We start from the raw sequence: 25093 nt of genomic DNA, 5'->3' as shown, positions 1-25093 counted from the left end.
ACTCGTCAAGCTTCCGCTTCTTCCTGGGCAGGTGCCGGCGGCGCTTCGTTCTCGGAGAATTCCAGCTTCACCGCATCCGCATCGTCCAGGTCCACGATCACCTTGCCCCCATTGGTCAACTTGCCGAACAGCAGTTCGTCGGCCAGCGCCTTGCGGATCAGGTCTTGAATCAACCGTTGCATCGGACGTGCACCCATCAGCGGGTCGAAGCCCTTCTTGGCCAGGAAGCGACGCAGCTTCTCGGTGAAGATGGCATCCACCTTCTTCTCGTGCAGTTGCTCTTCCAGCTGCATGAGGAACTTGTCGACCACGCGCATGATGATTTCCTCATCGAGCGAGCGGAAGCTGATGGTCGCATCCAGACGGTTGCGGAACTCCGGCGTGAACATGCGCTTGATGTCGGCCATCTCGTCGCCCTGTTCGCGCGTCGTGGTGAAACCGATCGTTGCCTTGTTCATCGTCTCGGCGCCCGCATTGGTCGTCATGATGATGATCACGTTGCGGAAATCCGCCTTGCGGCCGTTGTTGTCCGTCAGCGCGCCGTGGTCCATCACCTGCAACAGGATGTTGAAGATGTCCGGGTGCGCCTTCTCGATCTCGTCCAGCAGCAGCACGCAGTGCGGCTTCTTCGTCACGGCTTCCGTCAGCAGACCGCCCTGATCGAAGCCCACGTAGCCCGGAGGCGCGCCGATCAAGCGGCTCACCGCATGGCGCTCCATGTACTCCGACATGTCAAAGCGGATCAGCTCGATGCCCAGGATGAATGCGAGCTGCTTGGCAACTTCCGTCTTGCCCACGCCCGTCGGGCCGCTGAACAGGAACGAGCCAATCGGCTTGTCCGTCTTGCCCAGCCCCGCGCGCGACATTTTGATGGCCGAAGCCAGCGCGTCGATCGCCGGGTCTTGTCCGAACACGACCGACTTCAGGTCGCGCTCCAGCGTCTGCAGCTTGCTACGATCGTCCTGCGACACGCTTTGCGGCGGGACGCGGGCGATGCGCGAGACGATGTCTTCGATCTCGCCCTTGCCGATGGTCTTCTTCTGCTTCGACTTCGGCAGGATGCGTTGCGCCGCACCGGCTTCATCGATCACGTCGATTGCCTTGTCCGGCAGGTGGCGGTCGGTGATGAAGCGCGCCGACAGCTCAGCCGCCGCAGTCAATGCCGACGATGCGTACTTCACGCCATGGTGTTCTTCAAAGCGCGACTTCAGGCCACGCAAAATCTGCACGGTCTGATCAACCGTCGGCTCCACCACGTCGATCTTCTGGAAGCGGCGCGACAGCGCTGCGTCTTTCTCAAAGATGCCGCGATATTCCGTGAACGTCGTCGCACCGATGCACTTGAGTGCGCCTGAGGACAGCGCCGGCTTGAGCAGGTTGCTTGCGTCCAGCGTGCCGCCCGAAGCCGCGCCTGCGCCGATCAGCGTATGGATTTCGTCGATGAACAGGATCGCGTTCGGATTGTCCTTGAGCGACTTCAGCACGCCCTTCAGGCGTTGCTCAAAGTCACCGCGGTATTTGGTGCCGGCCAGCAGCGCGCCCATGTCGAGCGAGTAGACGACGGACTTCGCGAGGATGTCCGGCACTTCGCCCTTGGTGATGCGCCATGCCAGGCCTTCGGCGATGGCTGTCTTGCCGACACCGGCCTCGCCCACCAGCAACGGGTTGTTCTTGCGCCGACGGCACAGCACCTGCACCACGCGTTCGACTTCCTGCTCGCGACCGATCAGCGGATCGATCTTGCCGGCCTTGGCCAGCGCGTTCAGGTTCTGGGTGAACTGCTCCAGCGGGCTTTCCTTGCCGTCGCCGCCTTCGCCTTCGGGGTTGCCTTCGCCCTGCTTGGCGGGCTCAGCCTGGTCCTTGCGGATGCCGTGGCTGATGAAGTTCACGACGTCCAGCCGGGTCACGCCCTGTTGCTGGAGGTAGTACACCGCGTGCGAATCCTTCTCGCCGAAGATGGCGACCAGCACGTTCGCGCCCGTCACTTCCTTCTTACCGTTGGATGTGGATTGCACGTGCATGATGGCGCGCTGGATCACGCGCTGGAAACCCAGCGTGGGTTGCGTGTCCACCTCGTCCGTGCCGGGCACCACAGGCGTGTTGTCGGCGATGAAGTTCTTCAGATGCGTGCGAAGGTCTTCGATGTTGGCGGCGCAGGCGCGCAGCACCTCCGCGGCCGTCGGATTGTCCAGCAGCGCAAGCAGCAGATGCTCCACCGTAATGAATTCGTGGCGAGCCTGCCGGGCTTCGACAAACGCCATGTGCAGGCTGACTTCCAGTTCTTGCGCGATCATGCTTCCTCCATCACGCACTGCAGCGGATGCCCCGCTTGCCGTGCATGGGTTGACACTAATTCCACTTTCGTCGCGGCGATATCCCGTGTGTAGATACCGCACACGCCCCTACCTTCCCGATGCACAGTCAGCATGATCTGTGTGGCGGTCTCCCGGTCTTTGCTGAAATACTGCTGAAGAATCATCACGACGAATTCCATCGGGGTGTAGTCGTCGTTGAGCAGCAGCACCTTGTACATCGCGGGCGGTTTGAGCGCTTGCTCTTTCCGCTCGAGGACGGTGCCTGCATCGTGTTGTGGAGTGGTCGCTTGCCGGATTGCCATGGTCTTATTCTAACCACTCCTTTCGAGTTCGCAATTTGGGGAAATAACACCGACTTCAAGGTCTACAAACGGTTTGGCCCGTGCCGCGTGCGTCCGTCAGCCCTCGGGCGCGAGGCGTTTTACCGCCCCTGCGTTGGCTGGAACCGGCGCAAGCTCCGCGCCTGAGATGCCAATCGTTTTCCGTACTTGGAGGCGATCGGCTGGATTTCGAGCAAAACCTCTTCAGAAACTGACCGTTTTTCGCCACAAACCCACCCTTTGTGGCCTTGACAGTCTCTTACAATCCTCGAACAATCGAATTCAGCATGTGCGCCCTACTGCCCCGCAAACCGTTGGCAGCGAGCCGCATGAATGGTGAGCCCGGGAGGCCTCACACCAGTCGACTACAGATCGACAACCGCTTCAGGCTGTGGCGTTTGCCACAAGAAGACCGATCGCTTGCGGCGCGGTTCCACCCGCGCCATTCGTCGTGCCGTGCAGGCCGGCGGCCTGGCGATGACTGCGCGGTACCGCTCTGCACTGCCCCGACAGGCATACCTCCCGGCTCGGACTTGTGTTTTAACGGAGGGGTTTTCATGGCACTCGGTACGGTCAAATGGTTTAACGACGCCAAGGGTTTCGGTTTCATCTCGCCTGACGAAGGCGGCGAAGAGCTGTTTGCGCATTTCTCGGCCATCCAAATGGCTGGCTTCAAGACGCTCAAGGAAAATCAGCGCGTCTCGTTCGAAGTGACGCAAGGCCCGAAGGGCAAGCAGGCCACCAACATCCAGGCTGCCTGATTGGCGTTGCGCGGCACCACGCCTGATGGCGACGGTGTCCAAATGCAAAAAACCCGGCGACATGCCGGGTTTTTTGTTGCCGCGGCACCAGACAATGGCGGAGATACCTCACCTCGCGCAACACGTCATTTCAGTACGTTGTGCACTACGGTAAGGATGATCCCCGTGCCATTTCAAGGAGCCCTGCGCATGAAACCCCATCTGATTCGCACCGCCGCCACGGCCACGCTGCTGATTGCCGTGCTATTTCCGGCTGCCGCCCACGCCCAGATCGGAGACCTCATCAAGGGGGCCACGCAGGGCAACAGCCAGGGCGCCACTGGCGGCCTTGGCAGCATCGGCGGCCTGGGCGGCGTGCCGTCGCTCGGGTCGTTGACGTCGGGCAGCACCGGCAATGTGGCTGGCGTGCTGGAATTCTGCATAAAGAACAACTACCTTGGCGGCGCCACCGACGCGGCCTCGGTCAAAGACAAGCTGCTCGGCAAGCTGGGCGGGGCGCCAGCGTCCACCCCGGGTTACACCGACGGCACAAAGGGCATCCTGACGAATTCGGATGGCAACAAGTTCGACCTGAGCAGCATCAAGTCGCAAATCACCCGGCAGGCGTGCGACAAGATCCTATCGCAGGGCAAATCCCTGCTTTGAGCCGCGGCGCAGGCAAGCGCGCACTACACTGCAATATCGACTGACCGTTTGCCTGTCTTCCACGCCCCGAGGGAGCCTCATGCTGGAAACCGCCGCGCTGGCCGCCGGGCTGTCCTGGACCAGCGGATTCCGCCTCTACCTGGCCGTATTTGCTGCCGGCGTGCTCGGTCGCACGGGTTGGCTGCATTTGCCGCCCGGCCTGCAGATGCTGGAATCGTGGTGGGTAATCGGCTTGGCCGGCGTGCTGGCCGTTGCGGAATTCCTCGCCGACAAGATTCCCGGTTTCGATTCCGTGTGGGATGGCATCCAGACCTTCATCCGCGTGCCTGCGGGCGCGATTCTGGCTGCGGCCGCATTCGGGCAGCTCGATCCGCAATGGATGGTGGCTGCAGGACTGATTGGCGGGACGCTGGCCGGCACGGCACATGCCACCAAGGCCGGCACGCGCGCGCTGATCAATACGTCGCCGGAACCGTTCTCGAACTGGGTGGCGTCGTTCAGTGAAGACTTGGCCGCCAGCGGTGGTTTGCTGATGGCATTTTTCCTGCCGGTTGCGTTCTTGGTGGTGCTGGGGCTGCTGCTGTTGGTATCGGTGTGGCTACTGCCCAAGCTGTGGCGCGGCGTGCGGCGCCTGCGGAATGCCCTGCGCGGGCGTTCGTCTGAACCGCCGCCGGCCGGTACCACCCGGCTGCCGCGCTAAGGCGCTACCCAAAGGCGCGCAGCAGCCCAAACAGCGTCAGGGCCAGCGCGCAGGCCCACCCGGAAAACAGCACGCGCCAGACCTTGTTGCGCGGAACAAACCCCACACCCCTCACCAGCCCCGCGCTCATCGCCCAGAACAGCAGCACGGCCAGACCATGGTCGGCATGCCCGTCACGATTGGCGAGGATGTACGGATACACCGTGCCCACCGCCATCACGAGCAACCCGGCTGCCAGGCTGGCGGCGTGGATGCGCGGCTTGTCGGTGGCGTTCACGTTTGCTGTGCTCATTCGCGCTCTGGGTTCGGACTGTTCGCGTTGGCGGCGCGGTCGTCGCTCACCTCACCCCACATTGCGTTGAGCACCGCCAGCAGCACAGCAAAGCCGACACCCAGGACCCAACTGAAGTACCACATGGATTTGCTCTCCTGTGCCGTGGTTAGTAAGTCGAGTGTTCGTTGGCGCGGATGTGCTCGACCGTCACCTTGCCGCGCATCACGCGGTAGCACCAGCTTGTGTAGGCGATGATGATGGGCGTGAAGATGATCGCCGCCCAGAACATCAGGCCAAGCGTGAAGTGGCTGGAAACGCTGTCCCACACCGTGAGGCTGGCGCCGGGCATGCTGGACGAAGGCAGCACGAACGGGAACATCGAAGCCCCGGCCGTCGTGATGATGCCCGCCAGCCCCAGCGACGACAGCACGAACGCGGTAAGCGTGCGCCCCGCCCGCGACAGCACCACGGCCAGTAGCGGGCCAATCACGCCAATTGCCGGCAGCGCCCACAGCAACGGCTGCGCCTGATAATTGCGCCACCATGCATCCGCCGTACGTGCCACGGACTTGGCCATTGGGTTGGCAAGTCCGGCGGGGTCGATGGCCGATGTGATGACGTAGCCTTCGATGCTGCCCGCATGCAACCACACACCGGCCGCAATAAACGCCACCACCGCGACGATGGCCGCGCCAGTGGCAGCATTGGTGGCGCGCTCCTGGACAGCGCCCTCCGTCCGGTGGGCTAGGTAGATGCCGCCATGCATGGTGATCATCGCGCTCGATACCACGCCCGTCAGGATGGCAAACGGATTCAGCAGTTGCCAGAACGTGCCGGTGTACGTCACCACCATGAAGTTGTCGAAGTGGAACGGCACGCCCTGCAGCAGGTTGCCGAACGCCACGCCAAAGATGAGCGGCGGCACCGCGCCCCCGATGAAGAGGCCCACGTCCCACACGTTGCGCCACGTGGCGTTCTGGATCTTGCTCCGGTAGTCAAACCCGACCGGCCGGAAAAACAGCGCCCACAGCACGGCCAGCATCGCCCAGTAGAACCCGCTGAACGCGGTGGCATACACCAGCGGCCACGCGGCAAAGATGGCGCCGCCGCCTGTGATGAACCAGACCTGATTGCCGTCCCAGTGCGGGCCGATGGTATTGATCATCACGCGGCGCTCGTCGTCGGTCTTGCCGACAAAGGGCAGCAGCGTGCCGACGCCCATATCGTGTCCGTCCATGATGGCAAAGCCGATCAGCAATACGCCGATGAGCAGCCACCAGATGACCTTGAGGGTTGGGTAGTCGAACATGGCGTTCTCCTCAAGCGTGGGCGGCTTCGAAATCGTAGCGGCCAGTGCCGAGGCTGCCCGGCCCCTGACGCGCGAAGCGGATCATCAGGTACATCTCAACGATCAGCAGCAGCGTGTAGAAACCGATGAAGCCCGCCAGCGACCCATACAGGCTGGCCTCACCCAACGTCGACACACTCAGATGCGTCGGCAGCACGCCATAGATGGTCCACGGCTGACGGCCGTACTCCGCCACCACCCAACCCAGCTCGATGGCGATCCAAGGTGCGGGCAGCATCCACAGCGCACAGCGCAGCAGCCATGCCGGTGCCTTGCGCTGCGGCCGCAACGTGCTCCAGAACGACAGGCCAAACAGCGCCAACATCAGGAAGCCCAGCCCGACCATCACGCGAAAACCCCAGAACATCGGCCACACGCGCGGCACGGTATCGTCGACAGCCTTGTCGATCATCTCGGGCGTGGCTTGCCGCACGTCGGTCACGTACTTCTTGAGCAGCAGGCCAAAACCCAGGTCTTGCTGATGGATCTGCAGGGTCTGGAGCGCCGCCGCATCGCCGGGGTGCTGGCGCACCGTTTCCAGCGCGGCCACAGCCTCGATACCGCTCATGATTCGGCCGCGATTGCGCGCCTTGATCTCATGGATGCCCGGAATCTGCTTGGACACCGAGCGCGTGCCGATCAGCCCCATCACCCACGGAATCTCGACCGCCCAGTCGTTCTTCTGCTCGCGCTGGTTGATCGACGCAATCACGTTGAAGCTGGCCGGCGCGGGCTCGGTCTCCCACATGGCCTCGATGGCGGCCATCTTGGTTTGCTGCGCTTCGCCTACGGTGTAGCCGGACTCGTCGCCCAGCACGATCACGGAGCACACGCTGGCCAGGCCGAACGCAGCCGCCACGCGAAAGCTGCGCCGCGCGAATTCCACATCGCGGCCGCGCAGCAAGTACCAGCTCGAAATCGACAGCACGAACATCGCGCCCGTTACGTAACCCGCCGACACGGTATGCACGAACTTGGCCTGCGCGATGGGGTTGAAGACCACGGCCCAGAAGTCGTGCATCTCCATGCGCATGGTCTGCCAGTTGAATTCGGCGCCGACCGGGTTCTGCATCCAGCCGTTGGCGATGAGAATCCAGAGCGCGGAAAGATTGGTGCCGATCGCCATCAGCGTCGTTACCAACAAGTGCTGCGTCTTGGAAAGGCGATCCCACCCAAAGAAGAACAGGCCGATAAAGGTGGATTCCAGAAAGAACGCCATCAGCCCTTCAATAGCCAGCGGTGCGCCAAAGACATCGCCCACGTAGTGCGAGTAGTACGCCCAGTTGGTGCCGAACTGGAACTCGAGCGTGATGCCCGTCGTCACGCCCAGCGCAAAGTTGATGCCGAACAGCTTGCCCCAGAAGCGCGTCATGTCTTTCCAGATGACCTTGTTGGTCATCACGTAGACGCTCTCCATGATGACCAGCAGCCAGACCATGCCCAGCGTGAGCGGCACGAACAGGAAGTGGTACATCGCCGTGGCTGCGAACTGCAGCCGGGACAGATCGACGAGATGTTCGGAAATCACGGTTGTCCTCCCTGCACTGCTGACGGTGTCACGATCAGGCGATCAGCGGCCCGCTCGGCATCGACCGGCACCCGGTGGTCTCGCACAAACACCCACCACAGCGCGCTCAGCGCCACCAGCTTGATGGCGACGACGATGAGCAGATGGCGGAGGAGTCGGCGGTCGTTGGGGTTCACGGGCGGACGAGACTTGGCGCGCGTCGATGCCATCGGCGGGGTTCCGCCAGTGGCAAAGAAAGTCACATGTGATCCAGTCTAGTCATGGATGGAAGAAGTGACAAACCGTTGCTGTTGTTTCTTGACGGTCATCAAGCGCCGCCGGCAAGCCAAAACCGTAAAGATTCGTGGACCCGGCTCGGCTGGACCCCCGCGCAGCCGCCTCACCACAAGGTTTGGTGCCAGTCGTCAGCAAATTCTGATTTATAGTTTCGCCCCTGCTCAGACGAAGCGGCCATCAGTACACTCTGCGCCGTCGCTTTCAGTGCCATGGAGAAAGCGATCGAGGTGTGGAAACCTTGGGTATAGCGGGCAAGCGCCGAGCATAGGTGCTTGTCCTCAAACACTATGGCTTGGCTTCGTCTCCCTCCTGGGGCGAGCCAGGCTTGAACGGCTTCGGCCGTGCCGATCGCTATACCTCGGTTTTCCACCTTGCCTGTGCTCGCCCACCCCTCCTCCACGGGTTGGGCGCGGTTCCGTTCATCAGATGAAGAGGAATGCCGTGACCCGCTCGATCTCCCAATCCGCCGATTCCCCGGCGGGCGATTCGCTCACCGAATATCAGAAAGGTGTTGGCGCTGCGCGTGATTTTTTGCGTGCCCTGTCCGCGCGCGCCGCAGGCATCAAACATGCCGCAACGAGCACGACCGACTCCTCAGAACATCCCGAACAACCCAGCTGATCGATGGGCGAGGCCCAGCGCATGGGCCGCGACGCCCTTGTTGCAGCATCGGCGTTGGGGCTTGTTGGGGCTCGCCCGCCCTTTTGAGAGTACGGACCGGTCAAGTCTGCGAGCATCTGCAGACGGCCGGTTGCGGCTTGAAATAAAAAAAACCCCGGTCAGCCGAAGCTGCCGGGGGTTTTTCATATCCATCGCGGCCGGAGCCGCGAGCGACATGCGGGGGGGGCATTCTCGCTAAATCACCCGTCAACCTCCGCCCTGTCTACCATCGAGAATTTCGCCAGTGAAATCGCTCTCACAATCACCTTCACTCGGCTCTCGATGGTCACGGTAGAAAGATCAGTTCCGGTTCTCGTAGTCGTCGTGACGTGCTCTTTTTGATGCGGCTGCCCAATCCCGGGGGCCAAGGACAGCTGAGCTACCGCCCAAGATCCTTCGCCGACACGCCCGCAATGCCCCAGTTCTCCTTTGGCACATCGTGAATCCATACGCGGACGTTCTCCTTCGGAGCACCGGTCGCCTCGACAAGGGCGGCCGTGACCTTGTCGATCACGGCGCGCTTCTGTTCGGTCGTGCGACCTTCGATCATGTAGATCTGCGCAAAAGGCATAGCTTTCCTCCTTGGTATTTGCAATGGCCGGCGATACTCAGGCCGCCTGCGCTGCCAGGATGCCGCGCTGACGAGCCATGGTGAGTGCCGTGTCCTCGATCATGTCTTCCTGACCGCCCACCATGCCGCGCCGGCCCAGTTCGACCAGCAGATCACGGGCCGGTACGCCGTACTTCTTTTCTGCACGTTTGGCGAACAGCAGGAAGCTGCCGTACACACCGGCATAGCCCAGCGTGAGCGCGTCGCGGTCGATGCGGATGGGGAAATCCATGATGGGCACCACAAGGTCTTCAGCCACGTCCTGAATCTTCCAAACATCCACGCCGGTCTTGATGCCCATGCGGTCGCACACCGCCACCAGCACCTCCATTGGCGTATTGCCCGCACCGGCTCCCAGCCCCGCTGCAGCCGCATCGATGCGCGTGGCACCACATTCGATCGCGGTAATGGAGTTGGCGATGCCCATGGCCAGGTTGTGGTGGCCATGAAAACCCAGTTCGGTCTCAGGCTTGAGCGCGTCGCGCACGGCAGCAAGGCGCGCCTTCACGTCATCGGGCAGCATGTAGCCCGCTGAGTCGGTGATGTAGATGCAGTTGGCGCCGTAGCTCTCCATCAGCTTGGCTTGCTTGACCAAGCCTTCGGGGCTGTTCATATGCGCCATCATCAGAAAACCGACGGTGTCCATGTCGAGCTTGCGCGCGTAGCTGATGTGCTGCTCCGAGACATCGGCCTCGGTGCAGTGCGTGGCCACGCGAATCGTATGCACGCCAAGCTCACGCGCCATCTTGAGATGGTCAACCGTGCCAATACCGGGCAGCAGCAGTGCCGACACCTTGGCTTGCTTCATGAGCGGGATGACGGCACCGAGGTATTCCTCGTCGCTGTGCGCGGGAAAACCGTAGTTGAGCGATGAGCCGCCCAGGCCGTCGCCATGGGTGACTTCAATCAGTGGAACGCCGGCGGCGTCCAGCCCCTGCGCAATGGAGCGCATCTGCTCAAGCGTCATCAGGTGGCGCTTGGGGTGCATGCCGTCGCGCAACGTCATGTCGTGAACGGTAATGCTCTTGCCTTGCAGCGTAGTCATGTGAGGCTCCTCGTCAGGCGGTTTCAGTGGCGGGGGCGGCCGAGGTGGCGCGCAGGGTCAGTTCACCCTTGAGGATTTCCTCGGCGAACATCTCGGCAGTGCGCGCGGCGGCGGCGGTCATGATGTCGAGGTTGCCGGCGTACTTGGGCAGGTAATCGCCCAGGCCCTCGACCTCCAGGAACACGCTCACGCGGTTGCCGTCGAACACCGGGCCGTTGACGAGCTTGTAGCCGGGCACGTACTTCTGCACCTCTTTGATCATCGCGTGGATCGACGCGGTGATGGCCGCCTGATCCGGCTCAGTTTCCGTCAGGCAATGCACGGTATCGCGCATGATCAGCGGTGGCTCGGCGGGGTTGATGACGATGATGGCCTTGCCCTTCTTCGCTCCACCCACACGCTCGACCGCACCGGCCGTGGTGCGCGTGAATTCGTCGATGTTCTTGCGGGTGCCCGGCCCCACCGACCGGCTCGACACCGTGGCAACGATCTCGCCATACGCCACGGGTTGCACGCGGCTGACTGCCGCCACCATCGGGATGGTGGCCTGCCCGCCGCAGGTCACCATGTTGACGTTCATCTCGGCGCGGCCGAGGTGCTCTTTCAGGTTGACCGGCGGCACGCAATACGGGCCGATGGCCGCAGGTGTGAGGTCAATCATCAACACGCCCAGCGCATTGAGCTTGCGGGAGTTCTCCGCATGCACATAGGCGCTGGTGGCGTCGAAGGCAATCTGCACGCCGTCGGCCAGCACGTGCGGAAGCAGGCCGTCGACACCGTCTGCCGTGGTCTTGATGCCCATCTCGCGGGCACGCTTGAGCCCGTCGGATTCCGGGTCGATGCCCACCATCCACACCGGTTCCAGCACGGGGCTGCGTTGCAGTTTGGCCAGCAGATCGGTGCCGATGTTGCCGGGGCCGATCAGGGCGCATTTGATCTTTTGAGTCATGGTCGCGGTCTCCAATACGCAATGTTCAACTTGGCATTCAATTCACGAAGCGCATCGACACGTTGCCCAGATCCTGGAAACGCACGCATACGCTGTCGCCTGCTGCCACCGCAATCGCCTCGGTCACGCCGCCGGTCATGATGAAGGTGCCAGCCGGGATCTCCTGGCCTCGTGCGCCGAGGTGGTTGGCCATCATGGCCACGGCCGCCGCCGGGTGGCCAAGCACGGCAGCGCCCGCCGCCATAGCGACAGCGCGGCCATTCTTTTCCAGCACCACGCCCAGTGTGCGCAGGTCCAGCTCCTCCAGATTGCGGGAACGGCCACCGACCACGAAGCGCGCGGCCGACGTGTTATCGGCAATCACGCTCTTGAGGTCGAACTTGAAATCGCGGTAGCGGCTGTCAATGATCTCGACCGCCGGGATCACGAAATCAATGGCCGCCAGCACATTGCCGACATGGCAGCCCGGACCACGCAGCGCAGCCTTGGTGACGATGCAGATCTCGGCTTCCACCTTGGGGTGGATCAGCTCCGACATGCGAATTTCACTGCCCTCCGCACGGGCCATGTCCTCGCTCACGAAGCCGAAGACCGGCGTTTCAACGCCCATTTGCTTCATCTTCGCGAAGGAGGTCAGCCCCGCCTTCAAGCCGACGATCTTCAGCCCGCGCGCTTCCTTGCGCCGACGGATCTCGTCCTGGATGTCGTAGGCATCGGCCCAGTCCATGTCGGGGTATTCGTCGGTGATCTTGGTGATGTCGCGTACGTGCAGCTGCGCGGATTCCACATGCGCAGCCAGCGCTTCAATGGTTTGGCGATTCAATGCCATGGTGTGTTTCTCCTCGATGCTCTGTTGGGTGTCAGATGAAGCGCACCGAGGTGCTACCGAGGCCGCCGACGCTGCAGTGAAGGCTGTCACCCGGCTTGACCGGCACGAGCGGCGATTGCGAACCCGACAGGATCACATCGCCGGCCTTGAGCGCGATGCCAAGCCGCCCCAGCGTATTCGCCAGCCACGCCACAGCGTTCACCGGCGAGCCCTGGACAGAGGCGCCGCACGAGGTGCTTACGATCTCGCCGTTCTTCTCCAGCACCATGCCGGCCAGCGCCAGATCAAGATCGCGCGGGCTGCGGCGTGTGCCGCCTAGCGTGAAGACACCGCACGAGGCGTTGTCGGCCACGGTGTCCTGGATCTTGATCTTCCAGTCGCGGATGCGCGAATCGACAATCTCGAAACATGGCATCACGCAGTCGGTTGCGCGCAGCACGTCGGCCGCCGTCACGCCGGGGCCGCACAGGTCGCGCGAGAGCACGAAGGCCACTTCGGCCTCGGCCTTCGGCGCGATCATCTTGCCGGTGTCGACCGGCTCGCCCTCGTTGAAAACCATGCCCGAGAGCAGATGGCCGAAGTCGGGCTGGTTCACGCCAAGCATGTCCATCACGATCTGGCTTGTTACGCCGATCTTCTTGCCGATCACGGTTTCGCCGGCTTCGATGCGGCGGCTGATCATGCGCAGCTGGATCTGGTAGGCGTCGTCGATGGTGATGCCGGATTCGCGGTCGGTCAGCGGCTCCACCGGTGTGCGCGAGCGCAGCGATTCGTAGAGCGCGTCGCCGTAGTGTTGGATCTTGAGGGCGTCCATATGAAGGTCTGCGTAAGAGAGTGGTTCAGGCGACTGCGCCGGCATCGGCTTCGGCCAGGAAGTTGTTCACGAGCTGGGCAAAACGGGCGCTGTGTTCGATCTGTGTCCAATGCCCGCAGTGGCCGAAGACGTGCAGCTGGCTATTGGGAATCCAGTCAGCCAGCATGAGCGAGTTCGATACCGGGATCACCTGATCCTCCCGCCCGTGCAACACCAGTGTTTCGTGCGGCAGCGCGCGGATGTCGGCTTCGGCGCTCGCCATGGCATCCACCCAGCGCTGCCTGGGTGCGGGGAACATGGCGGCATAGGACTCCTGCACACCCGGCACGATGGTGGCCTCGTAGCGCAGTTGCGCCAGTTCGTCGGTCACACGGCCGCGGTCGTAGGCAAACACGTCGAGCAGACCGCGCATGGCCGCCAGCGACGGTGTGTAGCCCCACACCGCATCCAGCGCCGGCGTGATGGCAAACGGCACGCCGACCGCGCCCATCAGCACCAGCCGCCGCACCCGCTCGGGCGCCCGGATCGCCAGCGCCAGTGACAGCCCGCCGCCAAAGGAATTGCCGACCAGATCGACCTGCGGCAAGCCAAGGGCATCCAGCAGGTCGATGGCTTGCTGAACCCAAACGTCCATGTTGTAGACCTGCCCCGCGGGCCGGTCGCTCAGGCCGAAGCCCAGCATGTCGGGCGCAATCACGCGGCGCTGCCGGGCCAGCGCAGGCATGACCGGCCGCCAGTTGACCCATGCGCTCACACCCGGGCCTGACCCGTGTATGAGCAGCACCGGTGCGCCCTGCCCGACATCGTGAACGTAGGTCTGTACCGCACCGGTGAGGACATAGCGGGCATCCGCGCCTTCAAGGTTGATCGTGCTCATAGTTTCACCATCACGTTGCGCAGCTCGGTATAGAACTCCAGCGAATGCACGCCGCCTTCGCGGCCGATGCCGGATGCCTTCGCGCCGCCGAATGCCGTGCGCAGGTCGCGCAGGAACCAGCTGTTGATCCAGCACAGCCCCACCTCAACGGCGCGCGCCATGCGGTGCGCCGTGCCCAGGTTTTGCGTCCACACCGTGGTGGCCAGGCCGTAGTCCGTGGCGTTCGCAAGCGCGATGGCTTCTTCCTCGGTGTCGAACGGGGCAATGTGGCAGCAGGGGCCGAAGATTTCTTCGCGAATGACGCGGGCGCTCTCGGGCAAGCCGGTCCAGATGGTCGGCTGCACCCAATGGCCCTCGGCCAGCGCGGCAGGCATGTCGGGGGCACCGCCGCCGGTGACCACCGTGGCGCCCTCGGCCCGGGCCAGCTCGTAGTAGGACATGACCTTTGCCTTGTGCTCGGCAGAGATCAACGGGCCCAGACCCACCCCCGGCTCTCCCGATGGCCCGATCTTCAACGCCTCAGCCTTCTCCTTGAGTGCTTGCACAAACTTGTCGAAGATCGGCCGTTGCACATAGACGCGCTCGGTGCCCAGGCAGACCTGCCCGCAGTTCTCGAACGCACTGCGCGTAATGCCAGCGACGGCCTTGTCGAAGTCGGCATCGGCAAACACGATGCCCGCGTTTTTGCCGCCCAGCTCGAAACTCACCGGCCGCACTCCCTTGGCGGCTGCCGCCATGATGGCCTCGCCCGTGCGCGTCTCACCTGTGAAGGTGATACCGTTGACGCCGGGATGTCGCGTGAGGAACTCGCCCGCAGAGCCCGGCCCGAAGCCATGCACGACGTTGTAGACACCCTTGGGAATGCCCACATGCGACATCACCTCGCCCAGCAGCGTGGCTGTGGCCGGTGTCTCTTCCGACGGTTTGACGATGACGGTGTTGCCGCAGGCCAGCGCCGGGCCGACCTTCCACGTCATCAGCAGCAACGGCAGGTTCCACGGGCACACCACCGCCACGACGCCCAGCGGCGAGCGCAGCGCGTAGCTGACGGCAGTACCGCCATCGGGCGTGGCCATCTCGAAACTCTCTGTAGGCACGTTCTTCACGATGTCGGCAAACACCTTGAAGTTGGCCGCGCCGCGCGGGATGTCGATGTGTGCCGCCAGGCTGCGTGGCTTGCCGGTATCGGCCAGCTCGGCTTCAAGAAAATCGTCGAAACGCCGGTTGATCTCGTCCGCCACCGCGTGCAGCAACTCGACGCGCTTGACCACGGTCATGCGGCCCCAGTCGCCATGCAGGGCAGCCTGTGCGGCGGCCACGGCGGCATCCACCTCGGCCTGCCCCGCCTCGTGAACCAGACCGATCACACGGTTGTCCACCGGCGCACGGTTCTCGAACGTCTTGCTGGTGGCGACAAATTCGCCATTGATGAAATTGAGGAATTGCTTCACGGTTGGATTCCCGAAACAAACGGTTCTTCTTTTGGTTGAGGAGAGCTCTTCATGACAGGCCGATCGCGTGCAGCCCTGCGCGGGCACACGCCTCATCCTGCTCAGCCGAGCCGCCAGACACGCCAATGCCACCGATGCGCTCGCCCGCCTCGATGATCGGCAGGCCACCGCCAAAGATCACAAGGCGCGGGCGCTCGGCCAGCCCCAGGCGCAGCATTTCATCGCCGGCCAGCAAGTCACCCCACTGCGCGGTGGGAAAACCAAAGCTGGCCGCCGTATAGGCCTTGTCGATGGCAATGTCGATCGAGTGCAGAAACGCGCCCGACATGCGCGCAAAAGCCACGAGCGTGCCGCCGCCATCGACCACGGCCACGTTGATGCGCAGGCCCTGCGCCTGCGCCGACTCCACCGCCGCCGCAACGGCAGCCTGGGCCGCGGGGAGCGTGATCTGGCTGCGTACCTCGCTGAGGAAGGTGGCGTCGTGTGCAGTACGTGTGGACATGGCAAGACGGGACGTGGAAATGGCGGTTCAGGCGGCTCGGCAAACAGGCTCGGACAGATCAGGTGTAGACATCGGTGAACGACGGCACCGCTTCACCCGTGTGGTAGAAGATGCCGGTCCACAGCTTGTCTTCGCTCCACGTGGTGACGGGACGGTCTGGCTGCGCGAGGTAGCCCAGTCCAGCGAACGTCTCGTTGCGGTTGCCGCTGGGGTCGAAGAAATAGATCGTCTCCCCGCGCGTGATGCCATGACGCGTAGGTGCCACGTCGATCTTGGTCTGGTTCTTGGCCATGACGTCTGCAGCCTTGAGCACGTCGTGCCATGAATCCAGGAAGAAGGCGATGTGGTGCAGGCCACAGCGCGGACCACCGACGAACGCGATGTCGTGCGGCGTGGTGCTGCGGGCCAGCCATGCGGCAGCCTGTACGGCGCCGCCCGGGCCGACGACGACCTGCTCCGTCAGGAAGAAGCCCAGCACCTCCTGCATAAACCGCGTGTTTTCGGCAACCGTGTTGATGCCAGCTTCCGGATTCAGCTCGCACATCAGCAGGGCATGATCCAGCCAGTGCACGCCCGCGCCCTTGAGGTTGTCGGGCCACGGGTCGGGGTTGAGACTGCCCACCTCGGTGCCGACCACCTCCTTCATCGCATAGAGCCGCATCTCGTGGCCGCTCGGCAGATTGAACTGCAGCATGCGGCCGGTGGCCGGCAGCGAGCCCTCTGGCAGCATCACCGTCTTGAGGCCCCACGCTTCAATCTTCGCCTGCAGTTCGTCGAGGTCGGCGTCCTTCTCTACCTTGTAGGCGAGATGGTTGAGGCCTGCCTGGTCCGACGGCGTGAGGATGAGCGAGTATTTGTCCCACTCGTCCCAGCACTTGAAGTAGACGTTGCCGGCGTTGTCCTGCATCGTCACCTTCAGGCCGAGCACGTTTTCGTAGTGCCGAACGGCGGCGGCCATGTCCATCACCTTTAGGCTGGCATGCCCGATTCGTAGAACACCCATGCTTGTCTCCTGGTTGATCAAACTCACTGCGGTTTTTTGTCGGACTGCGCCCCCGCAGATGCGGCGAAGCCTCTGGAAAACGGTTTTTCAAATCTGCCCAGTACAGCCAGCCGGACGGCGGTCAGCGGTGCTTCACGGCACGCCAACGTCACGCCCTGCGCTTCTTCGTCTGCGCTGACGTGGGCACGGCTGAGCGGCCCCAGGCGCACGGTGCTGCCTTCAAGCACGCGCACCTTGCACACCCCGCAGCCGCCATTGACACAGCCCACGGGAATGCCCTTGCGCCCGAGGCGCAACATGCCCGTCAGCAAGCTCTCGGTGGTGGCGCATGGGTAGTGCTCCTGGGTCTGTTCCACGCACACATCCACCTTGGGTCGGGTATCCAGCATTGCGTGGCCCTCCTTTCAAACCCGCTTGAACAGCGGGCTGCGCTGCGCGTTGGCATCGGCAGCCGAGAGGAACTTCTCGGTGTAGATGTCATCCTCGAAAAGCCGGCCCTGCATGAGCGCGCCGATGGCAGCCTCCACCATCGGCGGCGGCCCGCACAGATACGCCTTGTGCCCCGAGAACTGCCCGCTGAAATGCACTTTGGCAGCGTCGTGGGCAAAGCCGCGCGCACCGTCCCAGGCGCTCCCCTCGGCTTCGTTCGACAGCACCGGCACGTAGTGGAAGTTCGGGTGGCGATTGGCCAGGGCAACAAACTCCTCGTGGCCGTACAGCTCTTCACGACTGCGTTGTCCATTGACCAGCGTGATGGGCAACGTGCAGCCCTGTTCCAGCAGATCAAGGATCATCGACCGCGGGCTGGACAGACCCGAACCACCTGCGACGAACAGCATCGGCTTGGCCGCTGACTGCCGCACGAAGAACCGGCCGTACGGGCCCGTCACGTGCAGCGTGTCGCCCGCACCAACTTGCTCGTGCAGCACGCCGGTTCCGGCGCCGCCTGGGACGCGGCGCACCTGCAACTCGATCTCGCCCGTGCTTGCCACATTGCTGGGCGAATTGGCGATCGAGAAGGCACGCCGTTGACCGAGCCCTGGAATCTCCACCATCACGTACTGGCCAGCCTGGAAGTCGATCGGCTGGTCGAGCTTCAGGCGCAGCCCCTTGATGGTGGGCGTGAGGGCTTCAACGCGCGTGACCGTCGCAACAAAATCCCGCACGGGAATGACACGCGCGTCCGGCTCGTCGTCTACATCGGCTTCGATGCAGACGTCGCTCAGCGCGGTGGCGCAACACGCCAGCGTCTTCCCTTCTTCACGCTCGATGTCCATGAGCGCGAAGGGATTGGCTGGGCCGTGGTCCACCTCGCCGTGCGTGACCTGCACCTTGCACGTACCGCACAGTCCGTGGCCGCACGCATGCGGGATGTACACCCCCGAGCGCAACGCGGCGTCGAGCAGGGTCTGGCCCTCGGCCACGTCCAGCGTGGCGCCAATGGGCTCGATGGTGAGTTGATTACACATGGCTTAACTGCAGGAACCGTTGATGCCGGTGAGGCCCGGCGTACGAAAACGGATCACGTCCTTGTGGCCCAGACCGTTCTCGGCCAACGACTTGGCCGCATCGGGCGTCCAGGGCTGGCCGGACTTGAACCACTGGGCTGCGCTCCAGTCGATGCGCGCAAAGTCCGGATGCTCGGCGTAGATGCCTGGCAGCACCTGGCTCATCAGCGCACCGAACGGCATGTCGGGCGGCAGCGGCAGGCAGAGCGGCGCGCTGAACATCAGGTGGTCTTCCCACCCGATGTAGAGCAGCGGCGCAGGAAAGTTCTCGCGCACGTCCTTCATCGGAAACTTGTAGGGCGCGGCTTTCGGATTGGTCACGACGCTCATGCTGTTTCTCCCGTCCAGGCGGCGAAGTTCTTCTGGTCTTCCGAGCCTTCGAAGTCGAAGTTGTCACGTCCGACGTTCATCTCGTAGTACTTGAGCACCGCCATCAACGGGTCGAACCCTTCGGCGGTCGGGTCCGTGCCCTCGGGGAAGCAATGACCCTGGTAGACCTGGTGCACAGGCAGCCAGCTCTGCACATACTTCTCGGGTTCGTCGTCGAAGATGTGTTTGCAGTGGTCCGAGCAGAAGTGATACTTGTTGCCGAAGTAGTCGCTCTCGCGATAGGCGATCTTGGTGGCGTCGCCCGGCTCGGTGAAGAACATCGGCACCTGGCAGGTCGTGCACAGCATCGGCAGCGTCTTGTTGTAGAAGCGCCGTCCTTCCTCGGCCCGCTCGCGCCAGAATTCAAAGCGCGGGCGATAGAGCTTGTCGAAGGAGTCCGGATACTTCTGCGCGAGCCACTGCATCTCGTCCTCGTTCGGAATCCACGTGTGGAACGGTGCGGCCGCGCCGTAGTTGTAGAACGTGGCCCACGCCTGGTGGCTGATGTGGTCCTTGCCTTCGCACGCGTCCTTCCAGCCCGCCGGCTCGCGGATGCCATAGCGCGCCAGGTCCTTGAAGAGCGCGCCGCCGTTGCCCTCGGCGTACATCTCCCAGGCCTCCTTCCAGCTCATCACGCGCTTGGGCAGCATGTAGTCCTGCATCATCGCGACGATGGTCAGCAGCCGGTAGCCGCGCCAGAACCACTTGTCGATCCAGCGCTGAACGATGGGCACGTTGTCGGGATCCTGCTCCAGCATGAACTTGATGCATTCGATGCCCAGCGTCATGTGGCGCGACTCATCGGACTGCGCAGAGAAGCCGAAGGTGACGGTGCTCATGTCGCCGTTGTGCGCGGCGCCGGACATGAACGGCACGAACAACAGGTTGGTCAGCACGTATTCGAATGAGAAGCTGACCGCTGTCAGGAACTCGAACGGACCGGCCGTGCATGCGTCTTCGAAGAACGACTTCGGCACCGACAGGTACCAGACACGGTCGAACCAGTGGTTCGGGCTGTGCATGCCGTTGAAGTACTTGTTGTAGTGCGAGATCGCATGCGTCTCGGTCTGGTAGTGGCGCAGTTCGTCGATGGACTGCATCTGCGCAGCCACGCGCGCACCTTCGCCCGTGAACTGACGGCCCACGTGGGCAAACCCACGGTGCGCGTTGTATTCCAGTGGCGTGACGCCCTGGATGAACAGCTTGAGCGCATTGACGTAGCGCGCATCGCTGATGCCGAGCTGACCGTTGTTCTGCGCAAAAGCCTCAATCACGGCGTAGAGCTTCTTCTCCTTCTCGCCCTGATACTTCCAGTACGCATCCATGGTCAGGCGGAACGGGTCTTGCCACTTGTCCCAGTCGTGGATCTTGATCCCTTCGTAGGTGTCGTACGGAAAGACCTTGTCCATCGGCTGATAGGTGGTTTCCCAACCGAGGCCGCGCGTCATGGCGGCGTAACGCTCTTTCAGGCCAAGCTTCTTCTTGGCAACACGGGTGTCCATCGGGTGTCTCCTCTCGTATGTGTAGGTGTGCGAGGTCTTGCGTGTTCAGTGCTGCCAGCTCAGCGTCAACTGATCGTCGTCTTCGTCGATGTGGCCCGAGAGCGTGACGAGGTTGACGTGCAGTTGCTGAAGGTCGAAGGGCCGGCCTGTCTGCTCTTCGATGGTTTCGCGGCGGATGGTCAGGCGCCCTGGGGCGTCGATCTTGACCAGGCCAGTCGGGTAGGTGACGACGGCCTCCGGGTTGTCGGTCACGATGGCCTCGATCACAGGGCGCGACTCCTCGTTGGCCTGGAAAGCAATAAAGACTTGAGACATGGGTTTCCTCTGCAAGCAATCGGAAGACGTGGAGTTCAGAGCGACAGGCCAAGCTTGGCCGCACGAGCGTCAAGCGCGGCACGCACTTCGCCCAGTGCCGCAGCGCCGTGCTCTCCCAACGCCATCTCGGCCACGGGTGCCAGAGCGGCCTGAGCACGGTCGGCCCACTGCGCGAACCATTGCGAGAGCAAAGCGCGGTTGCCAGCGGCTTCGGGCTCCGGTGCGCTCGCCATGGTCTTGATGACCGCGTCGATCCAGCGCGCGGTTTCGTCGTGCCACTCGGGCATGAAGCTGGTCAGGATGGCCACGGCCGTACCGCCTTGCAGCGCGAGGTGGTCATCGACAAAGTGCCCATAGATGAGCGGATACAACAGGCCGTCCAGTGCAAGGTTCTGGGCCATGAACAGCTCGACCGGGTCCTGCACCACGAAGCTGTCTTCCACGTAGCGGCGCAAGCCTTGCCAACGGGGGTCTTCCAGCCAGGCCCGCTTGCCGGCATCGAGCACGGCAGGCTCGTCCAGTGCCAGGGCCAGACGGGTAATCAGCTGTGCAATCCCGAGATCGTCCATGGCGTGGAACATCGCGGGCGCGGTGAAGGCCGTGCCGTAGCCATACGCGCAGATCGACGCGTTATTCATGTTGGCGCCCCACGCCACGTGGCGCAGCGGCAGCAGCACCTGCAGCGCGCGGTCGCGCAGCGCATCACCCATCGCAGATGCCAGCCCGCGCGATTCGACAAACTGGAAGTTCGCTTCCACCGCTTCCTGTTGACGCGCGCGGGTCATGGTCCAGGTGGCGTAATAGAACTGGCGCGGATCTTTGAGCGCCTGCCAGTCAGCCAAGTGAATGCGGCTGCGGCTCGGGTCGTACAACTCGTGCGCTGGGTCCCACGTCGGACGGTAGTGAAAGTTCGCCATGGACTGCGCGCCGTAAGTCGCTTCCTGGTAGCGCGTGGCTGCCTTGCCTTCGCCGATGAGGCGGGCAACGTGGGCGAACGTCTGCCGCAGCGGCGTGATTTCGCGGGCCTGCAAGTCGATGTTCATGCGGGTTGTCTCCTGGGTGTTTTATGGGGTGTGGCGGTGGACGGTCTACGCCGTCTCAGGAATCCAGCCTCGTCACCTGGTGGCGCTGACAGAACGCGGTGAAGGCCGGCTCCGGCAGCAGCAAGTCGACACTCAGCTCGGGCCAGCCGATGGCGAACTCGAAGCTCACCAGCCCATCGTCGCGTCGCTCAATACGACTCACGTATTTGCGCGTGAGATCGACGATGGGCATCTCGTCGGATGACAGGTTGATTTGCGTGGTCATGGGCATATCCGCTGTTGAGGTCGGGATTGCCACCGACGCTGAGCTGTCGCCGGTGACGGCTCCTCTTTTGCAGAAGCTGTGCCAGCCGGGCGGATTTTCTTCAAAAATCTCGATATTTCGAGGGAAAACCCCAACAACGAGGCAGCCTTTATGCGGTGTCATGCACGCAAAACAGGGGGCAATGGCTGCGAATTTCGCTTGATCAGGCAGGCGAATTGATCATTTGATCGAGCCACTCGGGGCGGCTTTCATCAAATCGTCGAGCCCAGCCGTAGCCTGACAGGCTTGGAATAACCGGAAAGCTGGCGAACGACACGGTCATTGCGAGCCGCGCGCTCCAACTTCGAGAAAACACTCAGGCGACGGATAGGCGTATATCCGGTGTCCGGGGTGCTCTACCTCCAAGCAGAATCCAGATTCTCGAGATTCTTATCAATTGATCAAATCAGACGGCGAGGCAACGGCGACCGAATCTGATCAAAAACTGAAATCGCGATGGGGAGGGACGCTTCTGCACTGCACACAGCCGGCGCACAGGCGCGTCGACGGCACGCGTCGATACAGGCGTCAGGGATTTTTGCGCTGCACCAACCCACGGCAGGCGCTGCGGTTGGCACCGCCCTTGCAATGGAGGACCGCCCAGCGCAAATGCGACCGCGCTGAGACCACCAAGCAAAAGCACTACAGACCCACCAAGGAGACATCACCATGGCGTTACTGGAACGCGCCGCGTGGTACGACATCGCACGCACGACCAACTGGACCCCGAGCTACGTCACCGAGTCCGAGCTGTTTCCCGACATCATGACCGGCGCGCAGGGCGTACCGATGCAGACATGGGAAACCTACGACGAGCCATACAAGACGTCGTATCCCGAATACGTCCGCATCCAGCGTGAGAAAGATGCCGGTGCGTACTCGGTCAAGGCTGCGCTCGAACGCAGCCGCATGTTCGAAGACGCCGACCCGGGCTGGCTGTCGATTCTGAAGGCGCACTACGGCGCCATCGCGCTCGGCGAATACGCCGCGATGAGCGCGGAGGCACGCATGGCCCGCTTCGGCCGCGCACCGGGCATGCGCAACATGGCCACCTTCGGCATGCTCGACGAGAATCGGCACGGCCAGCTGCAGTTGTATTTCCCGCACGACTATTGCGCCAAGGACCGTCAGTTCGATTGGGCCCATAAGGCTTATCACACCAACGAATGGGGTGCGATCGCGGCACGCAGCACGTTCGATGATCTGTTCATGTCGCGCAGCGCGATCGACATTGCGATCATGCTGACGTTCGCATTCGAAACTGGCTTCACGAACATGCAGTTCCTCGGCCTCGCCGCCGACGCTGCAGAAGCGGGTGATTTCACCTTCGCCAGCCTCATCTCAAGCATCCAGACCGATGAGTCGCGGCACGCGCAAATCGGTGGTCCGGCACTGCAGATCCTGATCGCGAACGGCCGCAAGGAGCAGGCGCAGAAACTCGTCGACATTGCCATTGCGCGCGCCTGGCGGCTGTTCTCGCTGCTCACCGGCACCTCGATGGATTACGCAACGCCGCTGCACCATCGCAAGGAGTCGTTCAAGGAATTCATGACGGAGTGGATCGTCGGGCAGTTTGAACGCACCTTGATCGACCTGGGCCTGGACCTGCCCTGGTACTGGGATCAGATGATCAACGAGTTCGACTACCAGCACCACGCCTACCAAATGGGTATCTGGTTCTGGCGCCCGACGATCTGGTGGAATCCCGCGGCCGGCATAACACCTGATTGCCGCGACTGGCTCGAAGAAAAATACCCCGGCTGGAACGACACATTCGGTAAAGCCTGGGACGTCATCATCGACAACCTCTTGGCCGGCAAGCCCGAGCTGACCGTGCCCGAGACGCTGCCGATCGTATGCAACATGAGCCAGTTGCCGATCTGCGCAATTCCGGGCAACGGCTGGAACGTGAAGGACTATCCGCTCGACTACAAGGGCCGCACGTACCACTTCAATTCCGAGATCGACCGCTGGGTCTTCCAGCAAGACCCGCTGCGCTATCGCGACCACCTGACGCTGGTCGACCGATTCCTCGCGGGGCAGATTCAGCCGCCCAACCTGATGGGCGCACTTCAGTACATGAACCTGGCGCCTGGCGAGTGCGGTGACGACGCCCATCACTACGCGTGGGTCGAGGCGTATCGCAATCAGCGCTACCAGAAGAAAGCCGCGTGAGGCGGCACGCAAACGGAGGACGACATGGCACTTTTTCCTGTGATTTCGAATTTTCAGTACGACTTCGTGCTGCAGCTCGTCGCGGTGGATACCGAGAACACGATCGACGAGGTGGCCGCAGCAGCGGCACACCACTCGGTGGGGCGCCGCGTGGCACCGCAGCCCGGCAAGATCGTCAGGGTCCGGCGCCAGGGCGGCGAGCAGTTCTATCCGCGCAACGCCAAGCTGGCCGACACCGACATCAAGCCGATGGAAGCGCTCGAATTCATTTTTTGCGATGCATGAGGCCGCGATGAACTTCCAGAAAGTGTGCTCGCTCGACGAGCTTTGGGAAGGCGACATGACCGAGGTCGAAGTCGCCGGCCATGTGATCGTGCTGGTGCGCCCCGAAGGGGGTGAACCGCGTGCGTTCCAGGGAATCTGCCCGCACCAGGACATCCCGCTGGCCGAGGGCAAGTTCGACGGTCGGGTGCTGATGTGCCGCGCACATCAGTGGACCTTCGATGCCAACACCGGCAAAGGCATCAACCCCGGCGGCTGCCGGCTTGCCGAGTACGCCTTGAAAGTCGAAGGCGACGACATCTTCGTCGCAGTCGAGGGCGTTGAGCCTCTCTTCGCCAATTGCTGACATCGCCCAGGAACCCACCATGAGTATCGCCAACACCGCCGAGGCCTACCGCAACAATCGCGTCGGCCCCGTACTGCGCGCGAGCAGCATCACTGCCGGCGTCATCGAAGCCGCACAGGAAGACAACCCGGGCAAGAGCATCCGCATCGACGACAAGCTCGCCTATGTGCGCATCGACACCGACGGCGAACTGATCCTGCGCCGCGCCACGCTCGAAGAGGCACTGGGGCGACCGTTCAAGATGTCCGAGCTCGAAGTCAACCTCAGCTCGTTCGCCGGTCGCATCGAAACGACGGATGACTACGTCCGGTTCTACTACGAAAAAACGCTGTAATCGGAGAC

31 protein-coding genes are annotated in these 25093 nt (G+C 62.8%); 8 read left to right on the top strand and 23 right to left on the bottom strand.

Annotated elements, in window-relative coordinates; translation table 11 throughout:
- Window positions 1-5: 5 nt before the first annotated feature.
- Window positions 6-2294 carry an ATP-dependent Clp protease ATP-binding subunit ClpA gene (gene clpA, locus ACCD03_RS14160; protein WP_253538630.1) on the bottom strand — a complete coding sequence of 763 codons (2289 nt, stop codon included), beginning with the start codon at window positions 2292-2294 and terminating at the stop codon, window positions 6-8.
- Window positions 2291-2617 carry an ATP-dependent Clp protease adapter ClpS gene (gene clpS / locus ACCD03_RS14155; protein ID WP_011002382.1) on the bottom strand — a complete coding sequence of 109 codons (327 nt, stop codon included), beginning with the start codon at window positions 2615-2617 and terminating at the stop codon, window positions 2291-2293. Before clpS ends, clpA begins: the two co-directional genes overlap by 4 nt.
- A 575-nt stretch (window positions 2618-3192) precedes the next feature.
- Between clpS and ACCD03_RS14150 the strand changes: the two genes are divergently transcribed.
- The 3 genes from ACCD03_RS14150 (at window position 3193) to ACCD03_RS14140 (ending at window position 4741) form a co-directional block, all read left to right on the top strand.
- On the top strand, window positions 3193-3396 hold the full coding sequence (locus ACCD03_RS14150) for a cold-shock protein (RefSeq protein WP_004631953.1): 204 nt from the start codon (window positions 3193-3195) through the stop codon (window positions 3394-3396).
- A 189-nt stretch (window positions 3397-3585) separates the two neighbouring features.
- The gene (locus tag ACCD03_RS14145) at window positions 3586-4041 is read left to right on the top strand and encodes a DUF2501 domain-containing protein (protein WP_045202785.1); all 456 of its coding nucleotides are present in this window, start codon (window positions 3586-3588) and stop codon (window positions 4039-4041) included.
- 79 nt (window positions 4042-4120) lie between these two features.
- Window positions 4121-4741 carry a DUF4126 domain-containing protein gene (locus tag ACCD03_RS14140; protein ID WP_413412077.1) on the top strand — a complete coding sequence of 207 codons (621 nt, stop codon included), beginning with the start codon at window positions 4121-4123 and terminating at the stop codon, window positions 4739-4741.
- Window positions 4742-4745: 4 nt separating this feature from the next.
- Here ACCD03_RS14140 and ACCD03_RS14135 read toward each other — a convergent pair whose 3' ends face one another.
- From ACCD03_RS14135 to cydP, 5 genes are read right to left on the bottom strand one after another with little or no spacing between them, the layout of a single operon-like run.
- Window positions 4746-5033 carry a cyd operon YbgE family protein gene (locus ACCD03_RS14135; RefSeq protein WP_413412075.1) on the bottom strand — a complete coding sequence of 96 codons (288 nt, stop codon included), beginning with the start codon at window positions 5031-5033 and terminating at the stop codon, window positions 4746-4748.
- On the bottom strand, window positions 5030-5158 hold the full coding sequence (cydX, locus tag ACCD03_RS14130; protein ID WP_045202782.1) for a cytochrome bd-I oxidase subunit CydX: 129 nt from the start codon (window positions 5156-5158) through the stop codon (window positions 5030-5032). Before cydX ends, ACCD03_RS14135 begins: the two co-directional genes overlap by 4 nt.
- 23 nt (window positions 5159-5181) lie before the next feature.
- Window positions 5182-6324 (bottom strand): cytochrome d ubiquinol oxidase subunit II, encoded by a 1143-nt coding sequence (gene cydB, locus ACCD03_RS14125; protein ID WP_253538636.1) that lies wholly within the window; start codon window positions 6322-6324, stop codon window positions 5182-5184.
- 10 nt (window positions 6325-6334) lie between these two features.
- On the bottom strand, window positions 6335-7891 hold the full coding sequence (locus tag ACCD03_RS14120; protein WP_413412072.1) for a cytochrome ubiquinol oxidase subunit I: 1557 nt from the start codon (window positions 7889-7891) through the stop codon (window positions 6335-6337).
- On the bottom strand, window positions 7888-8100 hold the full coding sequence (cydP, locus tag ACCD03_RS14115) for a cytochrome oxidase putative small subunit CydP (RefSeq protein ID WP_325654272.1): 213 nt from the start codon (window positions 8098-8100) through the stop codon (window positions 7888-7890). Before cydP ends, ACCD03_RS14120 begins: the two co-directional genes overlap by 4 nt.
- A 508-nt stretch (window positions 8101-8608) precedes the next feature.
- Between cydP and ACCD03_RS14110 the strand changes: the two genes are divergently transcribed.
- Window positions 8609-8788 (top strand): hypothetical protein, encoded by a 180-nt coding sequence (locus tag ACCD03_RS14110; protein WP_253538642.1) that lies wholly within the window; start codon window positions 8609-8611, stop codon window positions 8786-8788.
- 418 nt (window positions 8789-9206) lie between these two features.
- Here the strand turns inward: ACCD03_RS14110 and ACCD03_RS14105 are convergent, their stop codons facing one another.
- From ACCD03_RS14105 to ACCD03_RS14030, 16 genes are read right to left on the bottom strand one after another with little or no spacing between them, the layout of a single operon-like run.
- A complete protein-coding gene (locus ACCD03_RS14105) occupies window positions 9207-9416 on the bottom strand; it encodes a 2-hydroxymuconate tautomerase (protein ID WP_260780134.1) in 210 nt (69 codons plus the stop codon).
- 19 nt (window positions 9417-9435) lie between these two features.
- On the bottom strand, window positions 9436-10482 hold the full coding sequence (dmpG, locus tag ACCD03_RS14100) for a 4-hydroxy-2-oxovalerate aldolase (protein ID WP_045202777.1): 1047 nt from the start codon (window positions 10480-10482) through the stop codon (window positions 9436-9438).
- Between the two features lie 13 nt (window positions 10483-10495).
- Window positions 10496-11431: an acetaldehyde dehydrogenase (acetylating) gene (locus ACCD03_RS14095; protein WP_045202776.1), complete on the bottom strand. Its 936-nt coding sequence runs from the start codon at window positions 11429-11431 to the stop codon at window positions 10496-10498.
- Window positions 11432-11468: 37 nt separating this feature from the next.
- Entirely contained in the window at window positions 11469-12260 is a 792-nt protein-coding gene (dmpH, locus tag ACCD03_RS14090) for a 2-oxo-3-hexenedioate decarboxylase (RefSeq protein ID WP_252690837.1), read from the bottom strand.
- A 31-nt stretch (window positions 12261-12291) separates the two neighbouring features.
- Entirely contained in the window at window positions 12292-13074 is a 783-nt protein-coding gene (dmpE, locus tag ACCD03_RS14085) for a 2-oxopent-4-enoate hydratase (protein ID WP_325654266.1), read from the bottom strand.
- 25 nt (window positions 13075-13099) lie between these two features.
- On the bottom strand, window positions 13100-13951 hold the full coding sequence (locus ACCD03_RS14080; protein WP_413412068.1) for an alpha/beta fold hydrolase: 852 nt from the start codon (window positions 13949-13951) through the stop codon (window positions 13100-13102).
- Window positions 13948-15402 (bottom strand): 2-hydroxymuconic semialdehyde dehydrogenase, encoded by a 1455-nt coding sequence (locus ACCD03_RS14075; protein ID WP_413412066.1) that lies wholly within the window; start codon window positions 15400-15402, stop codon window positions 13948-13950. Before ACCD03_RS14075 ends, ACCD03_RS14080 begins: the two co-directional genes overlap by 4 nt.
- 49 nt (window positions 15403-15451) lie before the next feature.
- Window positions 15452-15904, bottom strand: a complete 453-nt coding sequence (locus ACCD03_RS14070) for a GlcG/HbpS family heme-binding protein (RefSeq protein ID WP_413412064.1) — start codon at window positions 15902-15904, stop codon at window positions 15452-15454.
- A gap of 58 nt (window positions 15905-15962) precedes the next feature.
- Window positions 15963-16907, bottom strand: coding sequence for a catechol 2,3-dioxygenase (locus ACCD03_RS14065; protein ID WP_413412062.1), 945 nt, complete (start codon window positions 16905-16907; stop codon window positions 15963-15965).
- Between the two features lie 23 nt (window positions 16908-16930).
- Window positions 16931-17296, bottom strand: coding sequence for a 2Fe-2S iron-sulfur cluster-binding protein (locus ACCD03_RS14060; protein ID WP_045202769.1), 366 nt, complete (start codon window positions 17294-17296; stop codon window positions 16931-16933).
- A gap of 15 nt (window positions 17297-17311) precedes the next feature.
- On the bottom strand, window positions 17312-18376 hold the full coding sequence (locus ACCD03_RS14055; protein WP_413412059.1) for an NADH:ubiquinone reductase (Na(+)-transporting) subunit F: 1065 nt from the start codon (window positions 18374-18376) through the stop codon (window positions 17312-17314).
- Window positions 18377-18379: 3 nt separating this feature from the next.
- Entirely contained in the window at window positions 18380-18745 is a 366-nt protein-coding gene (locus tag ACCD03_RS14050) for a phenol hydroxylase subunit P4 (protein WP_413412057.1), read from the bottom strand.
- A complete protein-coding gene (locus tag ACCD03_RS14045) occupies window positions 18742-20286 on the bottom strand; it encodes an aromatic/alkene/methane monooxygenase hydroxylase/oxygenase subunit alpha (RefSeq protein ID WP_253538655.1) in 1545 nt (514 codons plus the stop codon). Before ACCD03_RS14045 ends, ACCD03_RS14050 begins: the two co-directional genes overlap by 4 nt.
- Before the next feature lie 45 nt (window positions 20287-20331).
- Window positions 20332-20601: an MmoB/DmpM family protein gene (locus tag ACCD03_RS14040; protein ID WP_012430589.1), complete on the bottom strand. Its 270-nt coding sequence runs from the start codon at window positions 20599-20601 to the stop codon at window positions 20332-20334.
- A 35-nt stretch (window positions 20602-20636) separates the two neighbouring features.
- Entirely contained in the window at window positions 20637-21644 is a 1008-nt protein-coding gene (locus ACCD03_RS14035) for an aromatic/alkene monooxygenase hydroxylase subunit beta (protein WP_045202765.1), read from the bottom strand.
- A 55-nt stretch (window positions 21645-21699) separates the two neighbouring features.
- Window positions 21700-21909, bottom strand: coding sequence for a phenol hydroxylase subunit (locus tag ACCD03_RS14030; protein ID WP_045202764.1), 210 nt, complete (start codon window positions 21907-21909; stop codon window positions 21700-21702).
- A gap of 708 nt (window positions 21910-22617) precedes the next feature.
- Here ACCD03_RS14030 and ACCD03_RS14025 point away from each other — a divergent pair.
- Genes ACCD03_RS14025 through ACCD03_RS14010 form a run of 4 tightly spaced genes read left to right on the top strand, consistent with a single transcriptional unit; the run spans window position 22618 to window position 25085 of the window.
- On the top strand, window positions 22618-24123 hold the full coding sequence (locus ACCD03_RS14025) for a toluene monooxygenase (RefSeq protein WP_253538657.1): 1506 nt from the start codon (window positions 22618-22620) through the stop codon (window positions 24121-24123).
- 24 nt (window positions 24124-24147) lie between these two features.
- Window positions 24148-24408 (top strand): toluene-4-monooxygenase system B family protein, encoded by a 261-nt coding sequence (locus ACCD03_RS14020; protein WP_045202762.1) that lies wholly within the window; start codon window positions 24148-24150, stop codon window positions 24406-24408.
- 7 nt (window positions 24409-24415) lie between these two features.
- Window positions 24416-24751 (top strand): Rieske 2Fe-2S domain-containing protein, encoded by a 336-nt coding sequence (locus ACCD03_RS14015; RefSeq protein WP_045202761.1) that lies wholly within the window; start codon window positions 24416-24418, stop codon window positions 24749-24751.
- 19 nt (window positions 24752-24770) lie between these two features.
- Window positions 24771-25085 (top strand): MmoB/DmpM family protein, encoded by a 315-nt coding sequence (locus ACCD03_RS14010; protein WP_045202760.1) that lies wholly within the window; start codon window positions 24771-24773, stop codon window positions 25083-25085.
- The last annotated feature ends 8 nt before the right edge of the window (window positions 25086-25093 follow it).

The sequence above is a fragment of the Ralstonia sp. Ralssp135 genome (assembly GCF_047304345.1).
Lineage (GTDB): Bacteria > Pseudomonadota > Gammaproteobacteria > Burkholderiales > Burkholderiaceae > Ralstonia > Ralstonia chuxiongensis.
The sequence above is the reverse complement of the archived record's forward strand: the minus strand, read 5'-3'. Positions and strand labels throughout refer to the sequence as shown.